15 protein-coding genes are annotated in these 24,650 nt (G+C 59.2%); 6 read left to right on the top strand and 9 right to left on the bottom strand.

Annotated elements, in window-relative coordinates; all coding sequences use genetic code 11:
• Window positions 1-105 precede the first annotated feature (105 nt).
• Window positions 106-1,518, top strand: a complete 1,413-nt coding sequence (locus DCH402_RS07405; protein WP_040000537.1) for a GGDEF domain-containing protein — start codon at window positions 106-108, stop codon at window positions 1,516-1,518.
• A gap of 62 nt (window positions 1,519-1,580) precedes the next feature.
• Here the strand turns inward: DCH402_RS07405 and DCH402_RS07400 are convergent, their stop codons facing one another.
• The 3 genes from DCH402_RS07400 to DCH402_RS23365 all read right to left on the bottom strand — a co-directional run bounded on the left by DCH402_RS07400 (window position 1,581) and on the right by DCH402_RS23365 (window position 4,199).
• A complete protein-coding gene (locus DCH402_RS07400) occupies window positions 1,581-2,429 on the bottom strand; it encodes a GNAT family N-acetyltransferase (protein WP_040000536.1) in 849 nt (282 codons plus the stop codon).
• A 9-nt stretch (window positions 2,430-2,438) separates the two neighbouring features.
• Window positions 2,439-3,770 carry an NAD(P)/FAD-dependent oxidoreductase gene (locus DCH402_RS07395; protein ID WP_040000535.1) on the bottom strand — a complete coding sequence of 444 codons (1,332 nt, stop codon included), beginning with the start codon at window positions 3,768-3,770 and terminating at the stop codon, window positions 2,439-2,441.
• Between the two features lie 285 nt (window positions 3,771-4,055).
• Window positions 4,056-4,199 (bottom strand): YnfU family zinc-binding protein, encoded by a 144-nt coding sequence (locus tag DCH402_RS23365; RefSeq protein ID WP_221853774.1) that lies wholly within the window; start codon window positions 4,197-4,199, stop codon window positions 4,056-4,058.
• A 143-nt stretch (window positions 4,200-4,342) separates the two neighbouring features.
• Here DCH402_RS23365 and DCH402_RS07390 point away from each other — a divergent pair, with 143 nt between their 5' ends.
• The 5 genes from DCH402_RS07390 to DCH402_RS07375 all read left to right on the top strand — a co-directional run bounded on the left by DCH402_RS07390 (window position 4,343) and on the right by DCH402_RS07375 (window position 14,973).
• The gene (locus DCH402_RS07390; RefSeq protein WP_040003474.1) at window positions 4,343-4,576 is read left to right on the top strand and encodes a hypothetical protein; all 234 of its coding nucleotides are present in this window, start codon (window positions 4,343-4,345) and stop codon (window positions 4,574-4,576) included.
• An 85-nt stretch (window positions 4,577-4,661) separates the two neighbouring features.
• Window positions 4,662-4,856 carry a hypothetical protein gene (locus DCH402_RS07385; protein ID WP_040000534.1) on the top strand — a complete coding sequence of 65 codons (195 nt, stop codon included), beginning with the start codon at window positions 4,662-4,664 and terminating at the stop codon, window positions 4,854-4,856.
• A 190-nt stretch (window positions 4,857-5,046) separates the two neighbouring features.
• Window positions 5,047-5,217, top strand: coding sequence for a YnfU family zinc-binding protein (locus DCH402_RS23010; protein WP_221853770.1), 171 nt, complete (start codon window positions 5,047-5,049; stop codon window positions 5,215-5,217).
• Between the two features lie 121 nt (window positions 5,218-5,338).
• Window positions 5,339-13,924 carry a GH36-type glycosyl hydrolase domain-containing protein gene (locus DCH402_RS07380; RefSeq protein WP_040000533.1) on the top strand — a complete coding sequence of 2,862 codons (8,586 nt, stop codon included), beginning with the start codon at window positions 5,339-5,341 and terminating at the stop codon, window positions 13,922-13,924.
• A 242-nt stretch (window positions 13,925-14,166) separates the two neighbouring features.
• Window positions 14,167-14,973, top strand: coding sequence for a C1 family peptidase (locus tag DCH402_RS07375; protein ID WP_040000531.1), 807 nt, complete (start codon window positions 14,167-14,169; stop codon window positions 14,971-14,973).
• Window positions 14,974-15,092: 119 nt separating this feature from the next.
• On the opposite strand, the gene DCH402_RS07370 is transcribed toward DCH402_RS07375, so the two are convergent.
• From DCH402_RS07370 to fdnG, 6 genes are all read right to left on the bottom strand, one after another.
• Window positions 15,093-16,373, bottom strand: coding sequence for an MFS transporter (locus DCH402_RS07370; RefSeq protein WP_040000530.1), 1,281 nt, complete (start codon window positions 16,371-16,373; stop codon window positions 15,093-15,095).
• Window positions 16,374-16,426: 53 nt separating this feature from the next.
• Complete coding sequence (locus DCH402_RS07365) at window positions 16,427-18,556, bottom strand: alpha-galactosidase (protein WP_040000528.1); 2,130 nt, start codon at window positions 18,554-18,556, stop codon at window positions 16,427-16,429.
• 124 nt (window positions 18,557-18,680) lie between these two features.
• Complete coding sequence (locus DCH402_RS07360; protein ID WP_040003472.1) at window positions 18,681-19,703, bottom strand: LacI family DNA-binding transcriptional regulator; 1,023 nt, start codon at window positions 19,701-19,703, stop codon at window positions 18,681-18,683.
• A gap of 160 nt (window positions 19,704-19,863) precedes the next feature.
• Window positions 19,864-20,505 (bottom strand): formate dehydrogenase-N subunit gamma, encoded by a 642-nt coding sequence (fdnI, locus tag DCH402_RS07355; protein WP_040000527.1) that lies wholly within the window; start codon window positions 20,503-20,505, stop codon window positions 19,864-19,866.
• On the bottom strand, window positions 20,498-21,406 hold the full coding sequence (gene fdxH, locus DCH402_RS07350; protein ID WP_040000526.1) for a formate dehydrogenase subunit beta: 909 nt from the start codon (window positions 21,404-21,406) through the stop codon (window positions 20,498-20,500). Before fdxH ends, fdnI begins: the two co-directional genes overlap by 8 nt.
• Before the next feature lie 13 nt (window positions 21,407-21,419).
• On the bottom strand, window positions 21,420-24,467 hold the full coding sequence (gene fdnG, locus DCH402_RS07345; RefSeq protein WP_071604679.1) for a formate dehydrogenase-N subunit alpha: 3,048 nt from the start codon (window positions 24,465-24,467) through the stop codon (window positions 21,420-21,422).
• Window positions 24,468-24,650 lie beyond the last annotated feature (183 nt).

The raw sequence follows: 24,650 nt of genomic DNA, 5'->3' as shown, positions 1-24,650 counted from the left end.
CGGTATTATACCGGCTCTGCGCGTAATCTGTGGCTGCCAGGCAGCCACAAAACCTACAACGACTAGCGCCAGGGGAAGGCTCTAAACCTAAAGTGGATTGACGGCATGCATTTGAACTTGGCGTTATTTAAAAATGGCAGCACCGGGCTGAACAGCGTGAATGTCTTCATGGTGACACTGGTAGGGTGCAATATTGGCGCGCATGCTCGCCTGTCCGAACTGGATCTGTCGGTATTCTGGCCGGTGAACATTATTGTCGCCGCCTTGTTTTACCGCTGCCGATACCTGAATACCCCCTGGTATTACCTTGTCGCCTACGCGGCCATGATCTTGCAGGACACGCTGTTCTACGGCTGGGGCACCAGCGCGCTGACCATCAACTCCGCCAACATCGCGTTTATCGTCGTCCTGACCCAGTTACTCAACTGGCCGGGTTTTCTGGCTCGCCGGGAAACGGATATGGTCAGTTCGTTGTATGTCTTCGCCGCCTGTATGATAGCGGCGCTGGCGTGCGGTTTCGTAGGCGCGCTGGCGCAACAACCCTGGCCGGCATTCCCCGCCGCGGTATTTCGCAGCAACTTCCTCAACTGGTTCAGCGATCAATTCTACACCGCCGTATTGTTCCTGCCGTTACTGCTCACCTTGCGCAGCCAGATACCGTTGCACCTGCCGATGCTGCGGCTGTCGGATGCTCTGCCATTATTATTGCTGCTGGTCTCTATCGTGGTGGCGCCGTTGCTCGGCCCGGTCGCCATTCTGGCGTTTCCGTTGCCCGCACTGACCTGGTGCGCAATTGTCTATCCGTTATGGCTGATTCGGCTGATTACCTTATGCGTCGGCGCCACGGAGCTGATCCTCACCGCCGAACACGTTTACGCGTTCTATAGCCCGCAAGACCCGTACTTCATGCACCAAATCATCATCGCCCGCATCGGTATCGCCGCCACGATCTTCAGCCCGTTGATGATGGCGACCAACGCCCGCACCATTCGCCAGTTGAATGCGCGTTTGTTGCAACAAGCCAGCCATGACTTTCTGACCAATACCTTATCGCGCTACGGGTTTACCGAAGCGCTGACCACGCACGGTCAAAGCGTTAAATCCCAGCACGATGCCGTCAATATCATGCTGATCGACATTGATCACTTCAAAAACATCAATGACAGCTTCGGGCACGACTGCGGCGATGAAATTCTGCGTCAGGTCGCCAAAGTGATACAGCAGGTGGTTTCTGCGCAGGGATTGGTCAGCCGTATCGGCGGAGAAGAGTTCGCCGTGGTGTGCTTTAACTACAATCCGTCGGCGTTTTACCGGCTGGCCGATAGCCTGCGTCAGACCATCCAGCAAACGATGTTTTTATTCAACCAACAGCCTGTCCCGGTGACGGTCAGCATCGGTATCGCTCATGCGCCCACATCGGGAAAATATCTGGTGGATACGGTGCATGAGCTATTTCCTCTCGCGGACAAAAACCTCTATACCGCCAAACGCGAAGGGCGTAACCGGACGATTCAGTAAGCCGGTCAGTAAACCCGCGATATCCTTATCCCCCGTTGCAACGGGGGGCTTCACCAACCTTGTTACGCCATCGCCTGCGTCATCAATGCCCAGGCACGCATGCCGCTCGTTTCAGACCGCCACGGCGCGCCGCGGATCATGGTCACCGGCGCATCCACCTGTTGCAGCCCGCAATCCGCCAGCCAACCGCCCAACCCAAGCGCGGCGTCGCTGTCGATGCGGACGAATTCGCCGCTGACCTCCGCCATCAAGGTCGCGATCAACAAACGGGCATTCTCCACACTGTCGGCAATCACCGGGCCAATGACGTAACCGCGGCCAAAACGGCGCAACGCGGCAAACCCGGTGGTGCGGCCGTGCTGTTCCAGCACCCGCACCGGCATCGACTGACGCAACAGCCAGGCAATCAGCGCTGGGCGCGCCAACCCATGCGCCTGTTGATCCAGCGCCGTAAGATAGGGTGCATCCGCCGGAATGGCGGCTCGCAACCGCCGCCCATCAGACAAGGCAGGTACGGCGAACGCCGGCAGTTGCGGGCACTGGTACTGATAGATCTCACCCACCGGCGCAAATCCCAGTTGAGCATACAGCCCCTGCCCGGCCGCCGTGGCGTGCAGCCGCACCTGATAGCCGTCAAGACCGGCCAGCAGCCCGTCCATCAATCGTCGACCGATACCGCGCCCCTGTTGCTGACCGTCCACCACCACCAGTCCGATGGTGGCCCAGCGCTCGCCCCAGCGCCAGCACAGCGCGGTACCCACCGGTTGCCCCTGCTCTTCCGCCACCAGACCTTCCCCCAGCAGCAAGGCCTCCTGCCAGTCTTCCAGCCGGTGCGGCCAGTGCATCTGCTGCGTCAGCGACCAGCCGAAATCAGCATCCGCCGCCGTCATAGCACGTAACGTTATCGTCATGTTCTGTCCTCACATCATGCCCGGCGCTTTCAGCCCGGAGCCGTCTACCAGGCGGGCATAGCGGAACGGCGTCGGGTCCACCACCGGGGTATCGCCGGTAACCAGATCCGCCGCCAGCCGCCCGGCACCCGGCCCGATGCCGAAACCGTGCGCACTGTACCCGGCAGACACTATCAGCCCCGGCAGGCTTGCTACCGGCGAAATCACCGGGATGGCGTCCGGCGTGCTGTCGATCATACCGCCCCACGCCTGCACCACGCGCAGGGCGGCCAAGGCCGGGTATTCACGCCGCATCGCCGCCAGCCCGTCGTTCACCACCGCCATGTCCGGCGCCGGGTCGAGAATACGGGTTTTCTCAAATGGCGACATACCGTCAAACGACCAGTTAGCCCGGGCTTCCGGTCCGCACAGGAACGGTTTGATACCCGGCCGGAACGACAGATTTTTGCGCCGGGCGCGCAAGGTGGGATAAAACTGACGGGCGTAACGCAGGCTCTGGAATCCCGGCTCCAGACGACCGCGACCGGATACCGACACCGTATAGCTGCCGTCCAGTTGCGGGCGGCAGGCAAACGCCGCGGTGTAAAACGGCAGGCTGATCGCCTGTTCGATCGGCGCGGTACGAAACGCGGTGCCGATGACATTGCCCAGCGGCAGTTCGATGCCGTGGCGACGGCAAAACAGCGAACTCCAGACGCCGCCGGCGCAAATCACCGTTGATGTTTTCACCCGCCCGCGCTCGGTCCACACCCCGCTGACCCGACCGCCGCTGATGTCCAGCCCGCGCACCGCGCATTGCTGGATCACGCTGGCGCCAAGGCGTTGAGCGGCAATAGCCAGCCCGGCACAGGCCAGCGCCGGTTCGGCATGGCCGTCGGTCGGCGACGATACCCCGCCCAGCCACGCGGTGGTGCTGCCCGGCGTCATCGCTTTAGCCTGTTCGGCATTGAGGATGTCGCTGCGCACACCGTAGGCTTTCGCCATCTTGCCCCAATGGTCCCAGGCATCGATTTCCACCTGGTCCAGGGTAGTGTACAGCAAGCCGCTGCGGCGAAATCCCAGTTCTTCACCGGTTTCCAGTTGCAGTTCTTCCCAACGACGCAGCGCGTAGATAATCAGCGGCAACTCGCGCTCATCGCGGTTTTGCTGTCGGCACCAGCCCCAGTTGCGGCTGGATTGCTCGCCGCCGACCAGCCCCTTTTCCAACAGCAACACGCTGACGCCTTTTTTCGCCAGCTCATAGGCTGCCGCCACACCGGCAATCCCGGCGCCAATCACCACCACGTCCGCCTGATCCGGCAACGGGCTGCTATCCTGAACATATCTGATGGGTGCAGGCATGTCGTTCCTTTATATCCCTTAAATAATAAAAAAATGCTTATTCCGAGAAATTCGCAAGAGCCACATAAAACGTAGAATATGATGCAGGACCGTAGATTAGCCTTGTTTCGTATCACCTCATAGTTCTGCGACAGTCTGGGCTAAGAGCCACCTAAACGCTTCTGTGAGGGAACTTGCGAAACTAGTTTATTTACGTCACCGTTATTCGGTGTCCCCCCTACTCGTCATACCGTTAGTTACACAATAAAAAAACCGCCCGCAGGCGGTTGACTCTCGAAAGTTTTCTTAACGATGAATGACAAACAGAGCCTTACAGCGTGGGCAAATAAGTGTCATTTCACGCTTGACCTTAGTCTTTACCTGCCGTGATTTATGTCCGCAAATTGGACAACTGACAGTAACACAGTTTGCGTTACTGATGCGTCTCATTGCGTGATAGAGGGGGGATGGCATGGTTTTTTACTCTTTCGGAGAATGTGCTTTAATTTACCATAATATTGGTCAAAAAAAGACCGAAAGAAGGTATGCATAACGACACAGTGGTACGATACCCTTCCCAGAGAATTTTCATCATGAAATCTGAAGACACACTTGACTGGTATCCGGCGCAGCTTCCACCTGTAAAAATCATCCTGGGTAACGCGGTGCTTGAGATCGGAAAACTTGGGCGTCCAATTAACACCCGGACATTGCTTGAGTATTTGCAAGTCATGCAGCGAAGTCAGAAGCGGCGCGACGATAAAATTGCAATGCAAACAGCAATTGATGTGCTTCGGGATAATCAGCGCATCAACGGAAGAATTTAAATTCCACCTCTTCCATAATAAAAAGCCTGGCGTCATGCTGAGGCTTTTGATGTTTTGAGTAAATATCAACCAGCGAGAGAGATCCATGAAAAACCAGCACGAAATCATCGGCGCCGCCGTCGAGCGGGTCATCAACAGTCGTGGCATCGTTAACCAGGATACGATTGCTCAGGAAATCATGCGGGATTTTATTCGCATTTCAAGGGCAAACGCATCTGTCGATGAACGAAAATCATACGAAAAGGCAATGATGTTTGTCTCACCAGGTCGGCTTGAATAGAAAAAATCGGCTTTACGTCAGGAAAAATAGGAACTGACCTTAAGCCCCCCGGTTTACCCCATCTCACCGGTTTAATGATGCCGATGCATTCCTCGGGCGATGCCCCGTTCAATCACATCCCAAGCATTGTTGTATATTTTTTAATCTATCAGTGGTAGGGTGAGTCTCATTCATTGAAAGGTTAATCACCATGTCCCTCTTCGATTATGCAATGAAACGCATCGGTAGCTTAACGCACGCCACCATCACCTGCCCGATATGCGGGCATCACGCTCCCCAGCTAACGACCAAAATCCACCGTAAACAGACAATGCTTTGCCCGGAATGTAAATCGCTGTTTGTCTGCGATACAGCGAAATAGATCAGAAATTACTCTTGCAGCTGTTAAATCCCTGATGCCTTTGCACACCATCCGGAGAGAACGTTTCTGACTCGATTAAACAACTGCTCCTGCGCGTTCACTACGCCTGATGAGCATCTTCATGAAAATAAATATCAAACAGTGGCTTACTGTAAATAAGCCAAGAAAATCCCAGCCGGAAAAACCAGCGTGGGCAGACAATGCGTCCGCCAATGACCTTGCTATCAAGGCAGAATTATTTTCAACCGCGCAAATGGAGCGTTACGGCCAGAAACTGGCGCATTCGCACAAACTATCGCCCGCAAAGCAACCCTACTATTTATTGCGCCGTCTGGAAGATAACGAAGCGGTGATTACCCGTAACTGCTACCTGCTGAGTGCCGCAGACCAGGCCAGCATTACGCCTGAGGGAGGGTGGCTGCTGGATAATTATTATCTTATCGAAGAGCAGATCCGCATGGTCCGCCACCATCTGCCGAAGAATTTCGGCAAAGGTCTGCCGGTACTGGCCCCACCGCAGGATTGCCCGCGAATTTATGATATCGCTTCCGAAGCCATTGCCCATGGTGACGGGCGCTGGGACGTCACCAGCCTCACCGGCTATATCGCTGCCTATCAGCGGGTGATTCCGCTGAGCCTGGGCGAGCTTTGGGCGTTGCCAGGGATGTTGCGCCTGGCCATCGTCGAGAATTTGCGGCGCGTCAGCATTGAAGTCGCCAACGCGCAGCAAGAGCGCAATCTGGCCAATAGCTGGGTGACGCGCATCCTGGAGTGCGCGGAAAACACGCCGGTGGATTTGATTATGGTGATTGCCGACATGGCCCGCTCCCGCCCGCCGTTAAGCAGCGCGTTTGTGGCGGAGATGGTGCGGCGGCTGCAAGGACGCGGCAACATGCTGGCCTTGCCCCTCACCTGGATGGAACAGCGTCTGGCCGAAAACGGCATCACCACCGACGTTCTGATTCACCGCTTCAATCAGCAGCTTGCCGCCAGCCAGCTTTCCGTCAGCAACAGCATCGCGGGCCTGCGGCTACTGGGCGAAACCAACTGGACCGACTTTGCCGAAGCGGTGAGCCTGGTCGAACAGACACTGCGCCAGGATCCCGCCGGGGTGTATCCCAATATGCACTTCGATACGCGGGACAGCTACCGGCATAACATTGAAGTGCTGGCTCGACACAGCCGCCACAGTGAACTCGAGGTCGCCCGCCATATTTTGACGCTGGCGCAGGCGACGAGCGCGGCCACGCCTGGACGTCACGTCGGCTATTACCTGATTGGCGAAGGCAGACCTGAACTTGAACGACAGTTGGCAGTGAACACCTCGTGGATCGTTCAACTGCGGCAAAGGTTCAATCAGGTTCCCCTGCTGTCATGGCTGGGTAGTCTGAGCCTGCTAACCCTCGCGTTAACCACAGACATTATGCTGGAAACCCATGATCAAGGAATGCACTGGCCGCTGTGGTTACTGGCGTTGCCGCTGGCGGCGGTCATCAGCCAATTAGCCAGTCATCTGCTGGGCGAGGCAGTCACCCGCTGGCGTACCCCACAGCCGCTGCCGCGCATGAATTTCTCCGCCGGCATTCCCCCGGAATTCAGTACGATGGTCGTCATCCCCTGCCTGCTGACCCGCCGCGAAAGCATAGACCGGTTGATCAACAGTCTGGAGGTCTGCCATCTCGGCAATAACAGTGCAAACCTCTACTTCGCACTACTGACGGATTTCACCGATTCACCGACGGAAAGCACGCCGGAAAACCGCGCGTTGCTGGACTGGGCCGGGTCACAAATACAAAACCTGAATCATCGCTACGCGAAGGGTTCCCATCCCTTGTTGTTCTACCTGTTGCACCGTTCGCCCCGGTGGAACCCGCAGCAAGGCGTATGGATGGGATATGAGCGCAAACGTGGCAAGCTGTCGATGCTGAACAGTTGGTTGCGTCAACCAGGCGCCCAGTTTTCCACCGTGATGGGTGATGAGCAGGGCCTGCCTGAGCGGGTGAAATACGTCATCACGCTGGACAGCGATACGGTGTTGCCCCGCGACACGGCGCATAAACTGGTCGCCACGCTGGCCCACCCATTGAATCATCCGGTCTATGACCCGGCCAAACGACGGGTGGTGAAAGGGTACGGCATTTTGCAGCCGGGGCTGGCGGAAGAGATCCCGCGCAACGGTCAGGGGCGCTACGCCGCGATATGCAGCAACGTGGCGGGCAATAACCCCTACTCGATGATGTCATCCGATGTCTATCAGGATCTGTTTGGCGAAGGGTCGTTTGTCGGTAAAGGCATTTACGACGTCGATACCTTCGTCGCGGCCACGCACAATACCTGCCCTGAAAATCTGGTGCTGAGCCACGATCTGCTCGAAGGATGTTATGCCCGTTCAGGCCTGCTGAGCGAGGTTCTGCTTTACGAACAATACCCGAATAATTACCTGACCGACGTCGCCCGGCATACCCGCTGGATCCGCGGAGACTGGCAATTGCTCAACTGGCTCAAACCGCGTGTCAGAACCGCAGAGGGTTCTTTCGCTAAAAACCCGTTAAGCGCACTCTCCCGCTGGAAGCTGCTGGATAACCTGCGCCGTAGTCTGGTGGCCCCGTCGCTGTGGGGGCTGCTGTTCTGCGCCCTGCTGCTGGTTCCCAACCCGTTTTACTGGCTGGGAATTCTCGCCATGACGCTGCTGCTCCCCACGCTGCTGGCCGTAACGCTGGATCTGGTCAATAAACCCGCGCGGCGGCGGTCCTGGCGGCACCTCATTCTGGCCGCCTCCGGTGCCGTCAAACGCCTGATGCGCATCGGGCTGGACTTCGCCGCCCTACCGCATAAAACCGGTTATTCTCTGTTCGCCATCCTGACGACGCTCTGGCGGTTGTGCGCCAGCCATCGCAACCTCCATCAGTGGGCCAGCATCGATCCGGATGCCGGCGGCGGGGAGACATCGCCGCTGCGCTTTTACCAGGCGATGTGGCTCAACGTGGTTTCCGGTCTGGCGCTGATCGCGCTGACGGCGCAACTCGCGCCGATGCGACTGTTTTTCGCTTTACCCATCGGCGCGCTGTGGTGCCTGGCACCGCTGCTGTTAAGCTGGCTGAGCCGCCCGCCCCCACGCCGCTCGCCCACGATCAGCATCGGGCAAACCCATTTCCTGCGGCAAACCAGCCGCGAGATCTGGGCGTTTTTTGACACCTTCGCTACAGCGAAAGAGAACTGGCTGCCGCCGGATAACTATCAGGAAACACCGCGCCCGACGCTCGCCCATCGCACGTCGCCGACCAATATCGGCCTCGCGCTGATGGCCAACCTGACGGCATGGGACTTCGGCTACATCCCGCTCGGCGACGTGCTGCGGCGCGTCACGCATACGCTGGACACGCTGGATAAAATGGCGCATTACCGCGGCCATTTGTACAACTGGTACGATACACGCACGCTGGCGCCGCTCAATCCGCGCTACATATCCAGCGTGGACAGCGGCAACATGGCCGCTCATCTCCTCACGCTCAGCGCAGGATTAACGCTTTCACGCCACCAGCCTATCCTGAACAGCGCACAGATGCTGGACGGCCTGGAAGATACCCTGCGCCTGCTGGAAACCGCCTGGGGCCGGAACGCGCCCACCTCGCTGCGCCAGTTGCATAAACACTGCGCCGCCGCCGCCGCGCTTCCCCCGGCATTGTTGTACGCCGAACTCGACAACATGCGCGCCCAGTGCCACCGTCTGCACGCGCTATGTAGCCCGGAAGACAGCCGCACCCGCCGCTGGGTCGACCATCTCAGGCATCAACTGGCGCTATTCTGCCAGGAGTGGTCGTCACTTCTGGGCTGGATCACGCCGGACTGGCAGGCAGCCGCGCTGCCGTCGCTGACCTGGCTGGCGCAGGCAAAACCGAACGCCGAAGGCGCGCCTTCGGCGGCGGCGATCAGGCTGGCCCGCCGTCGATTAAATATCATCACCGAGCTGGAGCTACGCCTGAACGCCCACGCGCACATGGATTTCACCTTCCTCTATAACCCGGTCACCAGCCTGCTCAGCGTCGGCTATCACAGCGACAACCATAAGCTGGATAGCAGCCATTACGATTTGCTGCCTTCGGAAATCCGCCTGACCAGTTTCCTGGCGATCGCCACCAACCAGTTGCCGCTCAAAAGCTGGTTTGCGCTCGGCCGCCTGTTCACCACCATCGATAACGAAACGGTGCTGATGTCCTGGAGCGGCTCGATGTTCGAGTACCTGATGCCCAATCTGGTGATGCCCACCTATCCGGGGAGCCTGCTGGCGGCGATGAACCACTCGGCGGTCAACCGCCAGATCGACTGGGGCAAAGCGCGCGGCGTGCCGTGGGGGATTTCGGAATCGGGTTATTACGCCTTCGACGCACGACAAAACTATCAATACCGCGCTTTCGGCGTGCCGGGACTCGGCCTGCGGCGCGGTCTGGCGGACGACATGGTGATCGCGCCTTACGCCACGCTGATGGCGCTGATGGTGACGCCGCAAAAGGCCTGCGAAAACCTCGTCAGTCTGGAAAAAATCGGTGCCCGCGGCGAGTATGGCTTCTACGAAGCGCTGGACTACACGCCGTCCCGTCTGGCCAGCGGCCAGCGATACGCCGTGGTTCGCTCGTGGATGGCGCATCATCAGGGCATGGCCTTTCAGGCGCTGTCCCACATCCTGCTTGATGCCCCGATGGTAGACAGATTTATGTCCTGTGCCGCCTTCCAGTCGGCGCGCCTGCTGCTACAGGAACGCACGCCGGACGCCATTGAGCTTTACAGCCCGCGCCGCCACTTTGAATCGCACGAAGGGGCGTTGCCGTCTGCCCGCTATGAACCGCGTGAATTCACTGGCGTCGGCCATCTGCCGCCCGAGGTTCAGCTCCTGTCCAACACTCGTTACCACGTGATGGTAACCCAGGCCGGCGGCAGCTACAGCCTCTGGAACGATCTGGCGCTGACCCGCTGGCGCAGCGATGCCACTTGCGATGACCGGGGGGCGTTCTGCTATATCAGCGACCCGAAAACCGGCGATGTCTGGAGCAACACCTGGCAGCCAATCGGCGCGCCAGTCGACCAGTATCACGTGATATTCACCGACGCCGGTGCGGAATTCAGGCGCACGGAAGGCACACTCAGCATCAAGACGCAAATCGTGGTCTCGCCGGAAGACGATATCGAACTGCGCCGCGTAACTCTGCTGCACCGCGGCCGCCAGCCGAGAACGCTTGAACTGACGACCTACGCCGAAGTCGTTCTGGCTCCCGCCGCCAGCGATCTGGCGCACCCGGCATTTAGCAACCTGTTCGTGCAAACCGAACTGATACCCGATCAGGACGCGATTCTATGCCACCGCCGCCCCCGTTCGCCCGATGACCCCTGCGCGTGGCTGTTTCACATGATGGTCGTGCGCGGACAGACTCCAGAGCAAAAAACGTCGTTCGAAACCGACCGTGCGAAGTTCCTCGGCCGCGGGCGAACCGCCGCCAACGCTCTGGCGCCGCGGCAAAGCGGCCCGCTCAGCAATACCGCCGGGCCGGTGCTGGACCCCATCTTCGCTATCCGTCAGTCGATCGTATTGCAGCCGGGCCTGCCGGTGACCGTCGATATAGTGTATGGCGTCGCGGACAGCCGCCAGCACAGTCAGGTGCTGCGGGAAAAATATCGCGACCACCCGATCGCCGACCGCGTATTTGAACTCGCGTGGTCGCACAGCCAGGTCGTGCTACGGCAAATCAACGCCAACGAAGACGATGCCACGCTGTTTAACCGTCTCGCCAGCGCGGTGCTGTTCCCCGGCCCGGAGCTGCGTGCCGAAGCGTCCATCATCAGCCGCAACCGCCGCGGGCAGCCCGGCCTGTGGGGGTGGGCGATTTCCGGCGATCTGCCCATCGTCATCCTCAACGTCACCCGCGACGACAGCCTTGCGGAGATCGCCACGCTGATCCAGGCGCACCACTACTGGCGTCTGAAGGGGCTACCGGTTGATCTGGTGATCCTCAATGACAGCCTGGGCGGCTACCAGCAGGAGCTGCACAACCGGATTATGGATCTGATCGGCGCCGTCTCCGCAACCAGCCAGACCGACAAACCCGGCGGTATTTTCGTGCGCAATGGCGAACTGCTGTCGGCGGAAGATCGGCTGCTGCTGCTGAGCGTTGCGCACATTCTGCTTGATGACCGGGCCGGCGGTCTAAAAGAGCAGCTCAATCAGCGCATTCAGGCCTCGGTCGCCACGCAGCCGACGTTGATCCCGCACGCCGGGCTACCGGTGAATCAGCATGAACCCTGGCAGCCGGACACCCGCGCGCTGCTGTTTTTCAACGGTTACGGCGGATTCTCTGCGAACGGGCGCGAATACCAGATTACGCTGGCGGACAACGCCCCAACCCCGGCGCCGTGGTCGAACGTGCTGGCCAACGCCCAGTTCGGCACCGTCATTTCCGAAGCGGGGCAGGCCTATACCTGGTATGAAAACGCACACGAATACCGGCTGACGCCCTGGGAAAACGACCCCGTCAGCGACAGTGCCGGGGAGGCGTTCTATCTGCGCGACGAAGAGAGCGGCGCGGTCTGGTCGCCGGCCCCGCTGCCGGTACGCGGCAGCGGGCACTACCTGACCCGCCACGGCTTTGGCTACAGCGTCTTCGCTCACCGCGAAACCGGCATCGACAGCGAGCTGACCGTGCTGGTGGCGGAGCACGCCCCGGTCAAGTTCGCGATCCTCACGCTCAGCAACAACTCGGGGCGTACACGCAGGATTTCCGCCACCGGCTATGTGGAATGGACGCTGGGCGAATCCCGCGCCCACTCCGCCATGCACGTGGTAACCCACGCCGCTACCGTCACGAATGGCTGCGGCGTACTGGCTCATAACTTTTACCGCAGCAATGGCTCGGAAAGAACCGCGTTCTTCGCCGTCACCGGCGTTCACTGCTCAGTGACCGGCGACCGTCGGGAATTTCTCGGCCGCAACGGCTCCCGACGCGAGCCAGCGGCGATGACGCATCGCACCCTGTCGGATAAAACCGGCGCGGGGTTGGACCCCTGCGCCGCCGTGCAGTCGACCACCAAGCTCATCGACGGCGATCAGCGCACATTCGTCTTCGTGCTGGGCGTCGGGCAACATCACCAGCACGCGGAGTCGATGATCGCGCAGTACCTCAGCGAAGACGCCGCCCGCGCCGAACTGGCCAGCGTGCATCGCTATTGGCACCGTCTGCTCGATAACATCGTGGTCGACACCCCTGACCCGGCCGTCAACCTGTTGGCCAACGGCTGGCTGCTCTATCAGACCCTCGCCAGTCGAATCATGGCGCGCAGCGGCTATTATCAGTCCGGCGGTGCATTCGGGTTCCGCGACCAGCTACAGGACACGCTGGCGCTGAGCCATGCCGCGCCCGAGCGGCTGCGCGAACAGATCCTGCTCTGCGCGTCACGCCAGTTTATCGAGGGGGATGTCCAGCATTGGTGGCATCCGCCGCTGGGCAACGGCGTGCGAACCCGCTGCTCGGACGATTATCTCTGGCTGCCGTTCGCCCTGTGCCATTACGTGGAAACCACCGGCGACACCGCCATTCTCGAACAGCGGTTGCCGTACCTCGAAGGCCGACCACTCCAGCCGGGTGAAGAGTCGGTCTACGAGCAGCCCACCGTCAGCGCCGTTGAGGAAACGCTATGGCAACATGGCGTAAAGGCGATCCGATACGGTTTGCGTTTCGGGCGGCACGACCTGCCGCTGATGGGAACTGGCGACTGGAACGACGGTATGAACCGGGTCGGGCTGGCGGGGTTGGGTGAAAGCGTCTGGCTCGGCTTTTTCCTCTACGACGTGTTACAGCGCTTTGCGCGGTTGGCTGAACAGAAACAGGAGCACGACATCGTCACGCTGTGCCGTACGCAAGCCGCCCGTTTGCAAACCAGCCTCGAAACCGCGGGCTGGGATGGCAACTGGTACCGCCGGGGCTACTTTGACCATGGGGAACCGCTGGGTTCGCAAACCTCGCAGGAGTGCCAGATCGACGCCATCGCCCAAAGCTGGGCGGTGTTGTCCGGCGCAGGCAGCCCGGAGCGCTGCGAGCAGGCCATGCAGGCGCTGGATCAGCGGCTGGTGGATGATGACGCGGGGCTGATAAAACTGCTAACGCCGCCGTTTGACGGCCACGGCCCCAGTCCGGGCTATATCCAGGGCTACCAGCCCGGCGTGCGGGAAAACGGCGGGCAATATACCCACGGCGCCCTCTGGGCGGTGATGGCGTTTGCACACCGGGGCGATACGGCACGCGCATGGCAACTCTGGTCGCTGATCAACCCCATCAACCATGCCCTGAACGCCGGCGCGGTCGAGCGCTATAAAGTGGAGCCCTACGTCATGGCGGCGGACGTCTACAGCGTCGAACCCCACACCGGACGCGGCGGCTGGAGCTGGTACACCGGCTCGGCAGGCTGGGCATATCGGCTGATCGTCGAGGCGCTGCTGGGCGTCAAACGGCACGGCACGGCGATTTCCGTGCATCCCTTGCTCCCCGACGACTGGCCATCGGTCAGCCTGTGCTATCAGCACGGCAACAGCCATTATCAGATAACGGTAACGCGCAGTGACGGTGACTATCGCGTCACGCTGGACGGCGACACGCTACCGGATGACAAGATCCCGCTGATCGATGACGGCCAACAACATAAGGTGGACATCGTACAGCGCTGAGGGATGGGATACACGGCCGGTGCCTGTTCAACAAAATGTAACGAAACAAGCCTCGGTGTTACCGGTGTAAACCGCCTTTTATGTCGGCGGCGGCAGGCTGGCGTCGACGGCCGGGGTTTCCCGCTTCATATCCTGCAACAGATGATCATCGGCCGTTCATCATCTCTCAACCCATTCCGATGGCTGAATAATCCACATCGCCAACAATAGGCGGGAACCCTACCATCATGAGGCTAATCGTTATGCTGACGAAAAGACGTAAATCCCGCCTGGGCTATATTCCTGATACCCCGGATATCCGCGATCATCACTACACGCCAGACCCAAGCGTACTGAAAGTGTTGCCGGCCAAAGTCGACCTGACTCCAACCTTTGAAGTCTACGACCAAGGTCCTATCGGTTCCTGTACCGCTAACGCGCTGGCGGGTGCGGTACAGTTTGATCGTCTTAAAGTCGGCGAACGACCGAATTTCATCCCGTCAAGGCTATTTATCTACTACAACGAGCGCACCATTGAAGGCGATGTTAAATACGACGCCGGTGCCATGCTGCGCGACGGCATCAAGGCTTTGCACAAACTCGGCGTCTGCCCGGAAGATGAATGGCCCTACGTCGCGACGCCGCCTAAGCAAGAAGGCGGCGAATTTCCCCCCGACGCGCCGGCGGCCACCAAACCACCGGAGCGGTGCTATCAGGATGCGGTGAAATACACCATCACCAACTACCAGCGGTTACATCAGGACCTGGCGCATCTGCAAGGCTGCCTGGCCTGCGGTTTTCCGTTTGTGTTCGGTTTTACGGTCTATTCCAGTTGGATTGACCTGCAAAACCTGCCGGTGGTGGTGCCGTTGCCCAGCGGCAAAGATAAGCCGGAAGGCGGCCATGCGGTGCTGTGCGTGGGATATGACAACGCCACCCAGTTGTTTAAATTCCGCAATTCATGGGGGAAAGCGGTGGGTGAAAACGGCTATTTCTATCTGCCGTACGCCTATCTGCTCGATCGCCGGCTGGCGCAGGATATCTGGGCTATTAATACCGTTAAAAACTAGTCGTTCTGCTTGTACGACATCGCCACATGCGGTTATGGCGGTGCGTGCAAGGTCGGCCGGCGTTAAACGCGGCCGACCCGCTCACTGGCCAGAACAACCGATCTTCAGAATAACCGCCTTCAGGATAACGTAGTACGATACGCCGGTTGCGTTGTGGTGCGAGAACCAGACAAGGTAAACGCGGAGATCAACGTCACCGTCAGGGCAATAGCGCCGAGAATCAGATAAGTGTGCTGAAAACCGATGCGGTCATACAGATTGCCCGCCATTGCCGACAGAAAGATCGCCGCCAACTGTTTGGCAAACTGAAAACCAATCAGATAAATAGTGGCGGATAGCCGGGTGTCGAAAGTGGTGGTGATGTACTTGAACGCACCGACCAGCAGGAACGGCACTTCCAGCGCGTGCAGCATTTTCAGCGCCACCACTTCCACCGCCGTAGTGGCGAACGCCGACCCGACAATCCGCACCGTCATGATCATTCCCGCTACCAGCAGCGTGTTTTTGGCACCGACGCGATTGATGATCCACGGTGAGCAGAACATGATGACCGCATTCGCCAGTTCACCCAGCGTGGTGGCAAAACCAAACACCTGGTTGCCCTGTTGCGGCGTGGCGAAAAACGATTTGAAGAAGTTGGCGAACTGCTGGTCGAACACGTCGTACACGCAGGCTACACCGACCACGTACAACACAAACATCCACAGTTTGCGATCGCCAAACACGCCGGTCGCCATTTTCAGCGTCACCTGCGGCTGATTGGCGCCCAGCGCGTCCATCACCTGCGCCGTCGGGTGCGATTCCGGGCGGGCTATCAGCAGCAACACCAACAGCATCACCGCCGCGCCGGACCCCATCCAGAACACCAATTCCGGGTTAACGTTAAACAGCATCCCCGCCGTTGACGCACACAACCCCCACCCCAGGCACCCGAACATCCGCGCCTTGCCATACTCAAAACCGCTCTGGCGGCTGACGCGCTCGATATACGCTTCCACCGCACCGGCACCGGCGGAAAACACCAGCCCGATGTAAACGCCGCCCACCACCGCCCCCAGTAAACTATTCACCTTCAGCAGCGGTGCAAACACATACAGAAAGAACGGCGCGAACAAAAACAGCAGAATGGCAATCACCCACAGCAGGTGTTTTTTCAATCCCAGCCGGTCCGACAATACGCCCATCAACGGCTGAAACAGAATGGCGAACAGCGAAATGGCGGAAAACACCACGCCGGTCTGGGTTTTATTCAGGCCAATCACCTCCGCCAGCCACACCGGCAGAAACGGAAAGCAGGTCGCCATGATGAAGAAGTACAGAAAAAAGAACAGGCCGAAAATCCAGAAATTATGGTTATGTTTATGTGTCGTCGCGTGTAGGGTCGGTTGGCTGATGTCCATATAAGTATCCTTAAACAGGCCGGTCGGGGGAGAGGTTGCCCTCTCCCGCTGCATTACAGACGTTCCAGTTCCAGCAACAGCGCCGTTTCCGGGTTGAGAATAGGCAGACGCAGCCCGGCTTTCATCAACCATTCGCCGTTATATTCAGCCGGTGCCGCCATCCATGTCGGCAACTGCCGCATGGTGCTGCCGCCCTCGATGACCGGTTTCAGGTCAGGGTGATCCACCACGGTCAGTCGGTAACGGGCTTGCGCGTCCAGACCGGGGAAACGCAGCACCCCGGCCAGCGCGTAATCCGGCATCGCCAGTTGCGTGACCAGAAACAGCGCCTGACGCCTATCCTCGCTGACCACCCCCTGCACCTGCGTAGAGGCATCGGCCATATCAACGCGCCACAGGCAGCCGGTGTGCAACAGCGTGCGATACTGGCGGTGCAGCGCCACATAATGGCGAAAACCGGCCTGTTCCTGCGCATCGGCACGTACCGGGTCCAGCTCGATCCCCATATGGCCGAACAGCGCCGTCAGGCCGCGAAAAGCAATGCCGTGCTGACGTCCGGTGGCGTGACAGCGGTGGTGACCGATGTGCGCGCCCATCACTTCGGGGGGGAAGAAGTAACTCATGCCGCGCTGAATCGTCTGCCGTTCCAGTGCGTCGTTGTTGTCGGACGCCCAGAAACGGTGGCAACGCCGCAACACCTCATAATCGATGCGCCCACCGCCCGACGCGCAAGACTCAAATTCCACCTGCGGGAAGCGCTCGCCCAACACATCGAGCAAACGATAAAACGCCCTGGTCTGGCGGTCAGCCGCCGCCCGCCCCTGATGAGCCGGTTGCACCAACTCGCGGTTCATGTCCCATTTCACGTAGTCGATCGGGTGTTCGCCCAGCAGCCAGCTCAGGCGCGCCAGCAGGTAATCGAACGCCTCGGGGTTAGACAGGTCGAGCACATACTGATAGCGGCCGGTCGGCTGATCGTAACCGGGCAGCGCCAACAGCCAATCCGGGTGCGCACGATAGAGATCGGAATCCGGGTTGATCATTTCCGGTTCGACCCAGATGCCGAACTCCATGCCCAGCTCCCGCACATGGTTTATCACCGGCATCAGCCCTTGCGGGTATTTATCCAAGTCCACGTACCAGTCGCCGAGCGCGGCACGGTCATGGTCGCGCCCACGAAACCAGCCATCGTCGATGATAAAACGCTCGACGCCCAGCGCCGCGGCCTGCGTCGCCATCTGCATGATGTAGGCCGGATCATGCTTAAAGTAGATGCCTTCCCAGGTGTTAAGGTGGACCGGGCGCGCTTTGGCGTGCGGAAAACGAATAATCTCCTGACGCAAAAAGCGGTGAAACTGCTGGCTCATGCCATTCAGCCCCATCTCGGAACAGGCGGCGTACAGCCACGGCGTAGTCAGCGACTCTCCCTGCGCCAGCGCGATTTCACCGGGCAGGTAGAGTGCCTCCGCCTGCACCAGCCGTCGGCCATCGGTTTTCACTTCCGTACGCAACCGATGGTTGCCGCTCCAGCCGAGATGTGCCCCCCATACCCGGCCATGCTGCTCGGCGAATCCCGGCTCGCCGCTCACCATCGCCGGAAAATATTCATGCGAAGTGCGTCCGCGACGGTTTTCCTGCACCAGACTGCCGTGCGCTAACAGCGTGCGGTGCGGCTGAAATTCCCGCACCCAGCGGCCGTGAAACGCCATAATCTCTGCCGCCGATTCCGGCAACGGTAACGTGACCGCCAGCCGCTGTACCTGCCAGTCGCCCGGATGCAGGTTAGTCAGGCAGTGGCGTAGTTGCAGTACCCCGCTGTCGGCGTGCAGCCGCAATTCGCTGGTCAGGCGCAGGCCGGCCTGACGGTCTTCCGCTTCAATGACCAGTTGCTGCGGGTCCGGCTGACGCACCGCGACGGTGGTTAGCACCGCAAAGGCATCGAGACCGTTGCGATGCCCTTCAATGCCCGGCGAGCCGAACAGCCCGCGTCCGGTTTCCGCCGCCAGTGTTACCGGCACATCCACATCCAGCCGGCCGTTCGCCACCGGCCGCGACAGACTTTCCGCATCCTGCGGCGAAAACGTCGCCAGATGCGGTCCCCAATACAGTATTTCCGCCGCCGGCCGGCAGCGCACAATCACGTCGGTCACCGGGCTGGTGAGCCGAATCAGTGTCGTTTCCATCCTCATCCTCCTGAATGGTTGATGAGGTTAGTTGTATTCCGAAACGTTTCGGATAAAAACCGAAACGTTTCGGTTTTGTGATCGGGTTAAAAAACGAACATTGAAAACGCTGACATGAGACGGGTTATTCTGCTTGCGGCGGCGGGTTATCGGTCTGTCCGGCGCGTAGTTGCGGTTGCCACAGCACCTGCAACGACGACGGCGCATCGCCTGCCAGCAGACGAAACATCATATCGGCAATCTGCTGCCCCACTTCTAAGCGTGTAGCCTGTGTAATGGCGGTGACCGGTATCTCCAGTAGCGAGTCGGCAGGCAGGCCGTCATAGACGATCAGCGATACCGCACGTTCACCGTGCAGGCGGCCACTGTCGCGCAGCGCCAGCGCCGCTCCTTCTCCCTGCGTGCTGCCGTCGATGACGATGGCGGTAGGCGGCTGCGGCAAAGCCAGCCATTGCCGGGTAGCCAGATACCCCTCCCGACGTGATGGCGCCACCTGACGCAACAGCTCGTCGCGCCGGGCAATGCCGCCAGCCGCCAACGCCGCCAGATAACCGGCACGGCGCTGGGCGATAAACGATTGCGGATGATGCTCGCCCAGAAAAGCGATATGGCGGTGCCCGAGGGCGATCAAATGGCGGGTGGCAAGCGCAGCGCCGGCCTGATTGTCGAAATCGAACCAGGCATAGGGCATCGGCAAATCGCTGCGCCCCAGCGCCAAAAACGGAAAGCCGATCGATTGCAGATATTGCAGGCGGGGGTCCTGTTGCAGGGTATGCGCGACGATTAACGCATCCACCCGGCGGCTTTCAATCATGCGCAAAAACGCGTGGTGATCGGCCAGCCCTTCGTCGGCGATCAACAGTAGGTCGATCTCCTGCTTCGCCAGCTCGTGACTGATTTCCGCCACCATGTCCATAAAGGTGGTATTGCTGAGTGGTGCGGGCTGCAACGGGAACACCAAGCCCACCGCATCAATGCGACCCATTTTCAGACGACGAGCAAAGGTATTGGGGCGATAGCCGAGGCGTCGCGCCTCGTCTTCTACCCGCTGGCGCGTCTCGGCGGCTACGTCATCGTAGCCGTTCAGCGCCCGGCTGACGGTAGTGACCGACAACCCCAGCGTTTTTGCAATCTGTTTCAGTGACATGCGCACCATTCACCCTGAACTCTGTTACGGGCCAGACTACCACAAATCGCGGTAAGGGGGGGATGACGGCGGGAATCGAAAGGCTGTTGATAAATAGCTGGATGTTTTGCGAACAGCCTGGCGATTCCCGCTCCGAACAGGAACCGCCAGCAGGGAAAGGTTATTTCTTGTCTTTATTGGCTTTGCTGATCACATCGCGCGCCCAGCGCGGGTGGTGTTTCAACGCCCATTTTTCAGACACCTTGCCTTCGATCATGCCTTTGATGGAGCCGCGGACCCAGAACGCCATGTACAGATGGATCAGAATCGCGTGGATCAGCACGATGGCCGCCGTGGCGTGCAACAGAATGGCGTAACGCACCAGGTCTATCGGGAACAGGTGCGCGAAGTACGGCCGCCACATGATGACGCCGGTAATCAGCAACACCAGCGTTAATCCCATGATGCTCCAGAACATCAGTTTCTGACCGGGGTTGTATTTACCCACATCGGCGACTTCATGCTCGTTGCCCTTCAGTACCTCGATGATATTGAGGAACCACGGCAGATCGCGGCGTTTGGGGATGTTATGACCGACAAAGCGGATAAACATCGGCACCAGACACACCACAATCAAAATACCGAAGAACGGGTGCATGATGCGCCCCATCTGCGGCGTACCGAAGGTTTGCGTCAGCCATTGCAGCGTCGGGAAAAACAGCGCGATACCAGACAGCGCCACCAGAAAGAAGCTGATCACCACAATCCAGTGGCAAACACGGTCGGCGAATTTGGTGCGCACAATCATTTTTGGGTTACTCATGCTTATCGTCTCCTTCGTGCGGCTGCCCTTCATGCGGATGCGCCGTCTCTTCGGTGTTCGGCCCAATGCCGATATAGTGGAACATCAGCCCGGCGAAGGTAGCGACGAAGCCCAATGTCGAAAGCGGCTTGAGAATGCCTTTCCACAGATTAACCGGCGTCGAAATTTTCGGGTTATCCGGCAGGTTGTGGTACAGCGACGGTTTATCCGCATGATGCAACACATACATTACGTGGGTGCCGCCGACGCCTTCGGGGTCATACAGACCGGCGTTGGCGTAGCCGCGTTTTTGCAGATGCGCGATACGCTCGGCCGCCACGTTCTTCATTTCTTCCTTGGTGCCGAAATGAATGGCGCCGGTCGGGCAAGTCTTCACGCAGGCCGGCTCCTGACCGGTGCTGACGCGATCGACGCACAGCGTACATTTGTAGACGCGGTTATCCTGCGGGTTTAAGCGCGGAATATTGAACGGACACCCGGCGATGCAGTAGCCACAGCCGATGCAGTGCTCAGACTGAAAATCGACGATGCCGTTGGCGTACTGAATAATCGCCCCGGCCGACGGGCAGGCTTTCAGGCAGCCCGGCTCGGCGCAGTGCATACAGCCGTCCTTACGAATCAACCACTCCAGACGGTCTGCGCTCTCCACCTCGGAGAAACGCATCACCGTCCAGGATTTCGCGCTCAGATCGGTAGGGTTGTCGTACACCCCCACGTTGTGGCCGACTTCATCGCGGATGTCGTTCCACTCGGAACAGGCCGCCTGGCAGGCTTTACAGCCGATGCAGGTGGTGACGTCGATCAGTTTGGCGACTTCGCTTTTATCATCCCGAACCTGTGGCGGCGGCGTCAGGCTACTGGTGGCCGAACGCTGGATAATATCCTGAGATTGCATTGACATAACGTTTTACCCTTTACACCTTTTCCACATTGACCAGGAACGCCTTGTATTCCGGCGTTTGCGAGTTGGCATCGCCGACGCTGGGCGTCAGGGTATTCGCCAGGAATCCCTTGCGCGTCGTGCCCTCAAATCCCCAGTGACAGGGAATACCGACGGTCTCAATCGCTTTTCCGGCCACGGTCAGCGTTCTGATACGCTTGGTCACCACCGCTTTCGCTTTGATGTAACCGCGCTGACAGGACACTTTCACCATATCGCCGGCCTTGATGCCTTTGCTCTTCGCCAGGTTTTCGCCGATTTCGACAAACTGCTCCGGCTGAACAATCGCGTTCATGCGCGCATGTTTGGTCCAGTGGCGGAACAGCTCGGTAATGGAATAGGTGGTGGCGACGTACGGGAAATCGCTCGCCTTGCCCATGGTTTTGGCATCACGCGCAAACAGACGCGCCGCCGGGTTAGACACCACCGCCGGGTGCAGCGGGTTGGTGCCGATCGGGCTTTCTATCGGTTCGTAGTGTTCCGGGAACGGGCCATCCGCCAGTTTGTCCAGCGAGAACAGGCGCGCCACCCCTTCCGGCAGCATGATGAACGGCATGGTGTCTTTGCCCGGCGGCACCGTGGCGGCGAAATCCGGTACGTCGATGCCCTTCCATTTCTGGCCGGTCCATTCCAGCAGTTTGCGTTTGCTGTCCCAGGGTTTGCCTTGCAAGTCCGCCGAGGCGCGGTTGTACAGGATGCGGCGGTTCTGCGGCCAGCACCAGGCCCAACCCGGCGTGGCACCAAGGCCGACGTCGGTATTGTCGCGGTTCGCCATCTGGTTGCCGGCTTCGGTCCAGCTACCGGCGTAAATCCAGCAGAAGCTGGCGGTAGTGCCGTCGTCGCGCAGTTGCGAGAAGTCCGCCAGTTGCTGGCCTTTTTTCAGCACCAGATTACCTTTGTCGTCGAACACGTCCGCCAGCGCCATACCGTTGGCTTCGCGGGCGATCTCTTCCGGCGTCGGGTCTTCCGGGTCCTGATAGTTCCAGTTGATGTTCATCACCGGTTCCGGGCAGACGCCGCCCTCTTCGCGGTACAGTTCACGCAGACGCATCATCAGGCGGCCGAGGATCTTACCGTCGTGCAGCGCTTCAGCCGGTGGCTCGGCCGCCGCCCAGTGCCATTGCAACCAGCGGCCGGAGTTGGCAATCGAGCCGTTTTCTTCGGCAAAGCAACTGGACGGCAGACGGAACACCTCAGTCTGAATCTCGGCCGGGTTCACGTCATTAAACTCGCCGTGGTTCTGCCAAAACGTAGACGTTTCGGTCGCCAGCGGGTCGATCACCACCATGTATTTCAGTTTCGACAGGGCGGCAGTGGCCTTGTTCTTGTTGGAGAACGCCGCCAGCGGGTTGAACCCCTGAACGATGTAGCCGTTCATTTTGCCGTCCAGCATCAGTTCGGTCTGGGCCATCACGTCATAGCTGCGGTCCCATTTCGGCAGCCAGTCATAGCCCCAGTTGTTGGCGGCTTGTGCGTTATCGCCCCAGAAGCTCTTCATCATGCTGATAAAAAACTTCGGCGTATTCTTCCAGTAGTTGACCTGATCCGGCAGCAACGCATCCGGCGTGATCTGGCTGAGGTAGGTTTTCAGGTCGCCCTGTTTTTCGGACGGCAACGGCATATAGCCCGGCAGGTTGAGGCTCAGCAGCCCCAGATCGGTATAACCCTGAATGTTGGAGTGACCGCGCAGCGCATTGATGCCGCCGCCCGCCATGCCGATGTTGCCGAGTAACAACTGGATCATCGCCGCCGCGCGGATAATCTGCGCGCCGTTGGTGTGGTGAGTCCAGCCCAGTGCGTACATGAAGGTGGCGGTTCTGTTGGGCACGCAGGTGCTGGCCAGCGACTGGCAAATCTCTTCATAGTCTTTCGCCGGCGTGCCGCACAGCGAGGTCACCATTTCCGGCGTATAGCGGGAAACGTGTTTTTTCAGCAGGTTCCATACGCAGCGCGGATGGGTCAGCGTCATGTCTCGTTTGGCGAAACCGTCTGACCCCAGCTCGTACTGCCAACTGCTCTTGTCATACTGGTGAGTCTGGCTGTTATAACCGCTGAACAGCCCTTCGTCGAAGCGGAAATCCTCACGCACGATCAGGCTGGCGCTGGTGTAGGACTTCACATACTCGTGGTGAATCTTGTCGTTATTAATCAGGTAGTTGACGATACCCAGTAGGAAAGCGGCGTCAGAGCCGGCGCGGATCGGCGCGTACAAATCGGCGACGGCGGCGGAACGGTTAAAGCGCGGATCGACCACAATCAGTTTGGCGTCGTTGTGGGTTTTGGCTTCCACCGCCCATTTGAAACCGACCGGGTGCGCTTCCGCCGCGTTACCGCCCATCACGATAATCACGTTGGCGTTTTTGATATCCACCCAGTTGTTGGTCATCGCCCCACGGCCGAAGGTCGGCGCCAGCGCAGCTACCGTCGGGCCGTGACACAAACGCGCCTGACAATCGATGGCGACCATGCCCAGCGAGCGGGCGAATTTCTGGTCGAGAATGCCGGTTTCATTACTGGCGGCGGAAGAGCACAGCATCCCGGTAGTCAGCCAGCGGTTAACCAGCGAGCCTTTAGCGTTGACGCGCTCGAAATTGGCGTCACGGTCTTTTTTCATCAGGCGAGCGATACGCTCAATGGCGTCGTCCCAACTGATGCGCTGCCATTTGTCCGAACCCGGTGCGCGGTACTCCGGATATTTCAGGCGGCCTTCACTGTGGATGTAGTCCACCAGACCGGCGCCCTTCGGGCACAACGAGCCGCGGCTGACCGGATGATCCGGGTCCCCTTCGATATGAAAGATGGCGGGTTTGGCGTTTTTCGCCCCGTCGCCCAGGCTGTACATCAGCAGCCCGCAACCGACTGAGCAGTAAGTGCAGTTATTACGTGTTTCTTTTGCCCGCAGCAGCTTGTACTGACGGACCGAGGCCATCGCCTCTGTGGGTGTAAATCCTAAAACAGCGAGTGTGGTCCCTGCCATTCCCCCGGCGCAGACTTTAAAAAAGCCCCTTCGATTAACTTGCATGTTTTTCCCTATAAATTTTATGTGTCTTTTTTGTTGCAGGAAATCTAACAACACGCCGCGAGGAGATTTTGAGCAAAATCAAAAATTACGGTTTTAATAGTACATTCACCCTCTTTATGGGTATCGGCAGATGGATTTTCGTTATGTAATTAATTGTACAACGAAAAATGTGGTTATTTAGTC

Origin of the sequence: Dickeya chrysanthemi NCPPB 402 (assembly GCF_000406105.1) — a bacterium.
Classification (GTDB): domain Bacteria; phylum Pseudomonadota; class Gammaproteobacteria; order Enterobacterales; family Enterobacteriaceae; genus Dickeya; species Dickeya chrysanthemi.
The sequence above is the reverse complement of the archived record's forward strand: the minus strand, read 5'-3'. Positions and strand labels throughout refer to the sequence as shown.

Bases quoted from the DNA above. Each gene is read 5' to 3' on its own strand.
- fdnI (WP_040000527.1), bottom strand. From the start codon at position 20,505: ATGAGTAACCCAAAAATGATTGTGCGCACCAAATTCGCCGACCGTGTT.
- fdnG (WP_071604679.1), bottom strand. From the start codon at position 24,467: ATGCAAGTTAATCGAAGGGGCTTTTTTAAAGTCTGCGCCGGGGGAATG.
- DCH402_RS07365 (WP_040000528.1), bottom strand. From the start codon at position 18,556: ATGGAAACGACACTGATTCGGCTCACCAGCCCGGTGACCGACGTGATT.
- fdxH (WP_040000526.1), bottom strand. From the start codon at position 21,406: ATGTCAATGCAATCTCAGGATATTATCCAGCGTTCGGCCACCAGTAGC.
- DCH402_RS07360 (WP_040003472.1), bottom strand. From the start codon at position 19,703: ATGTCACTGAAACAGATTGCAAAAACGCTGGGGTTGTCGGTCACTACC.
- DCH402_RS07390 (WP_040003474.1), top strand. From the start codon at position 4,343: ATGAAATCTGAAGACACACTTGACTGGTATCCGGCGCAGCTTCCACCT.
- DCH402_RS07405 (WP_040000537.1), top strand. From the start codon at position 106: ATGCATTTGAACTTGGCGTTATTTAAAAATGGCAGCACCGGGCTGAAC.
- DCH402_RS07375 (WP_040000531.1), top strand. From the start codon at position 14,167: ATGCTGACGAAAAGACGTAAATCCCGCCTGGGCTATATTCCTGATACC.
- DCH402_RS07385 (WP_040000534.1), top strand. From the start codon at position 4,662: ATGAAAAACCAGCACGAAATCATCGGCGCCGCCGTCGAGCGGGTCATC.
- DCH402_RS23010 (WP_221853770.1), top strand. From the start codon at position 5,047: ATGTCCCTCTTCGATTATGCAATGAAACGCATCGGTAGCTTAACGCAC.
- DCH402_RS07395 (WP_040000535.1), bottom strand. From the start codon at position 3,770: ATGCCTGCACCCATCAGATATGTTCAGGATAGCAGCCCGTTGCCGGAT.
- DCH402_RS23365 (WP_221853774.1), bottom strand. From the start codon at position 4,199: ATGAGACGCATCAGTAACGCAAACTGTGTTACTGTCAGTTGTCCAATT.
- DCH402_RS07380 (WP_040000533.1), top strand. From the start codon at position 5,339: ATGAAAATAAATATCAAACAGTGGCTTACTGTAAATAAGCCAAGAAAA.
- DCH402_RS07370 (WP_040000530.1), bottom strand. From the start codon at position 16,373: ATGGACATCAGCCAACCGACCCTACACGCGACGACACATAAACATAAC.
- DCH402_RS07400 (WP_040000536.1), bottom strand. From the start codon at position 2,429: ATGACGATAACGTTACGTGCTATGACGGCGGCGGATGCTGATTTCGGC.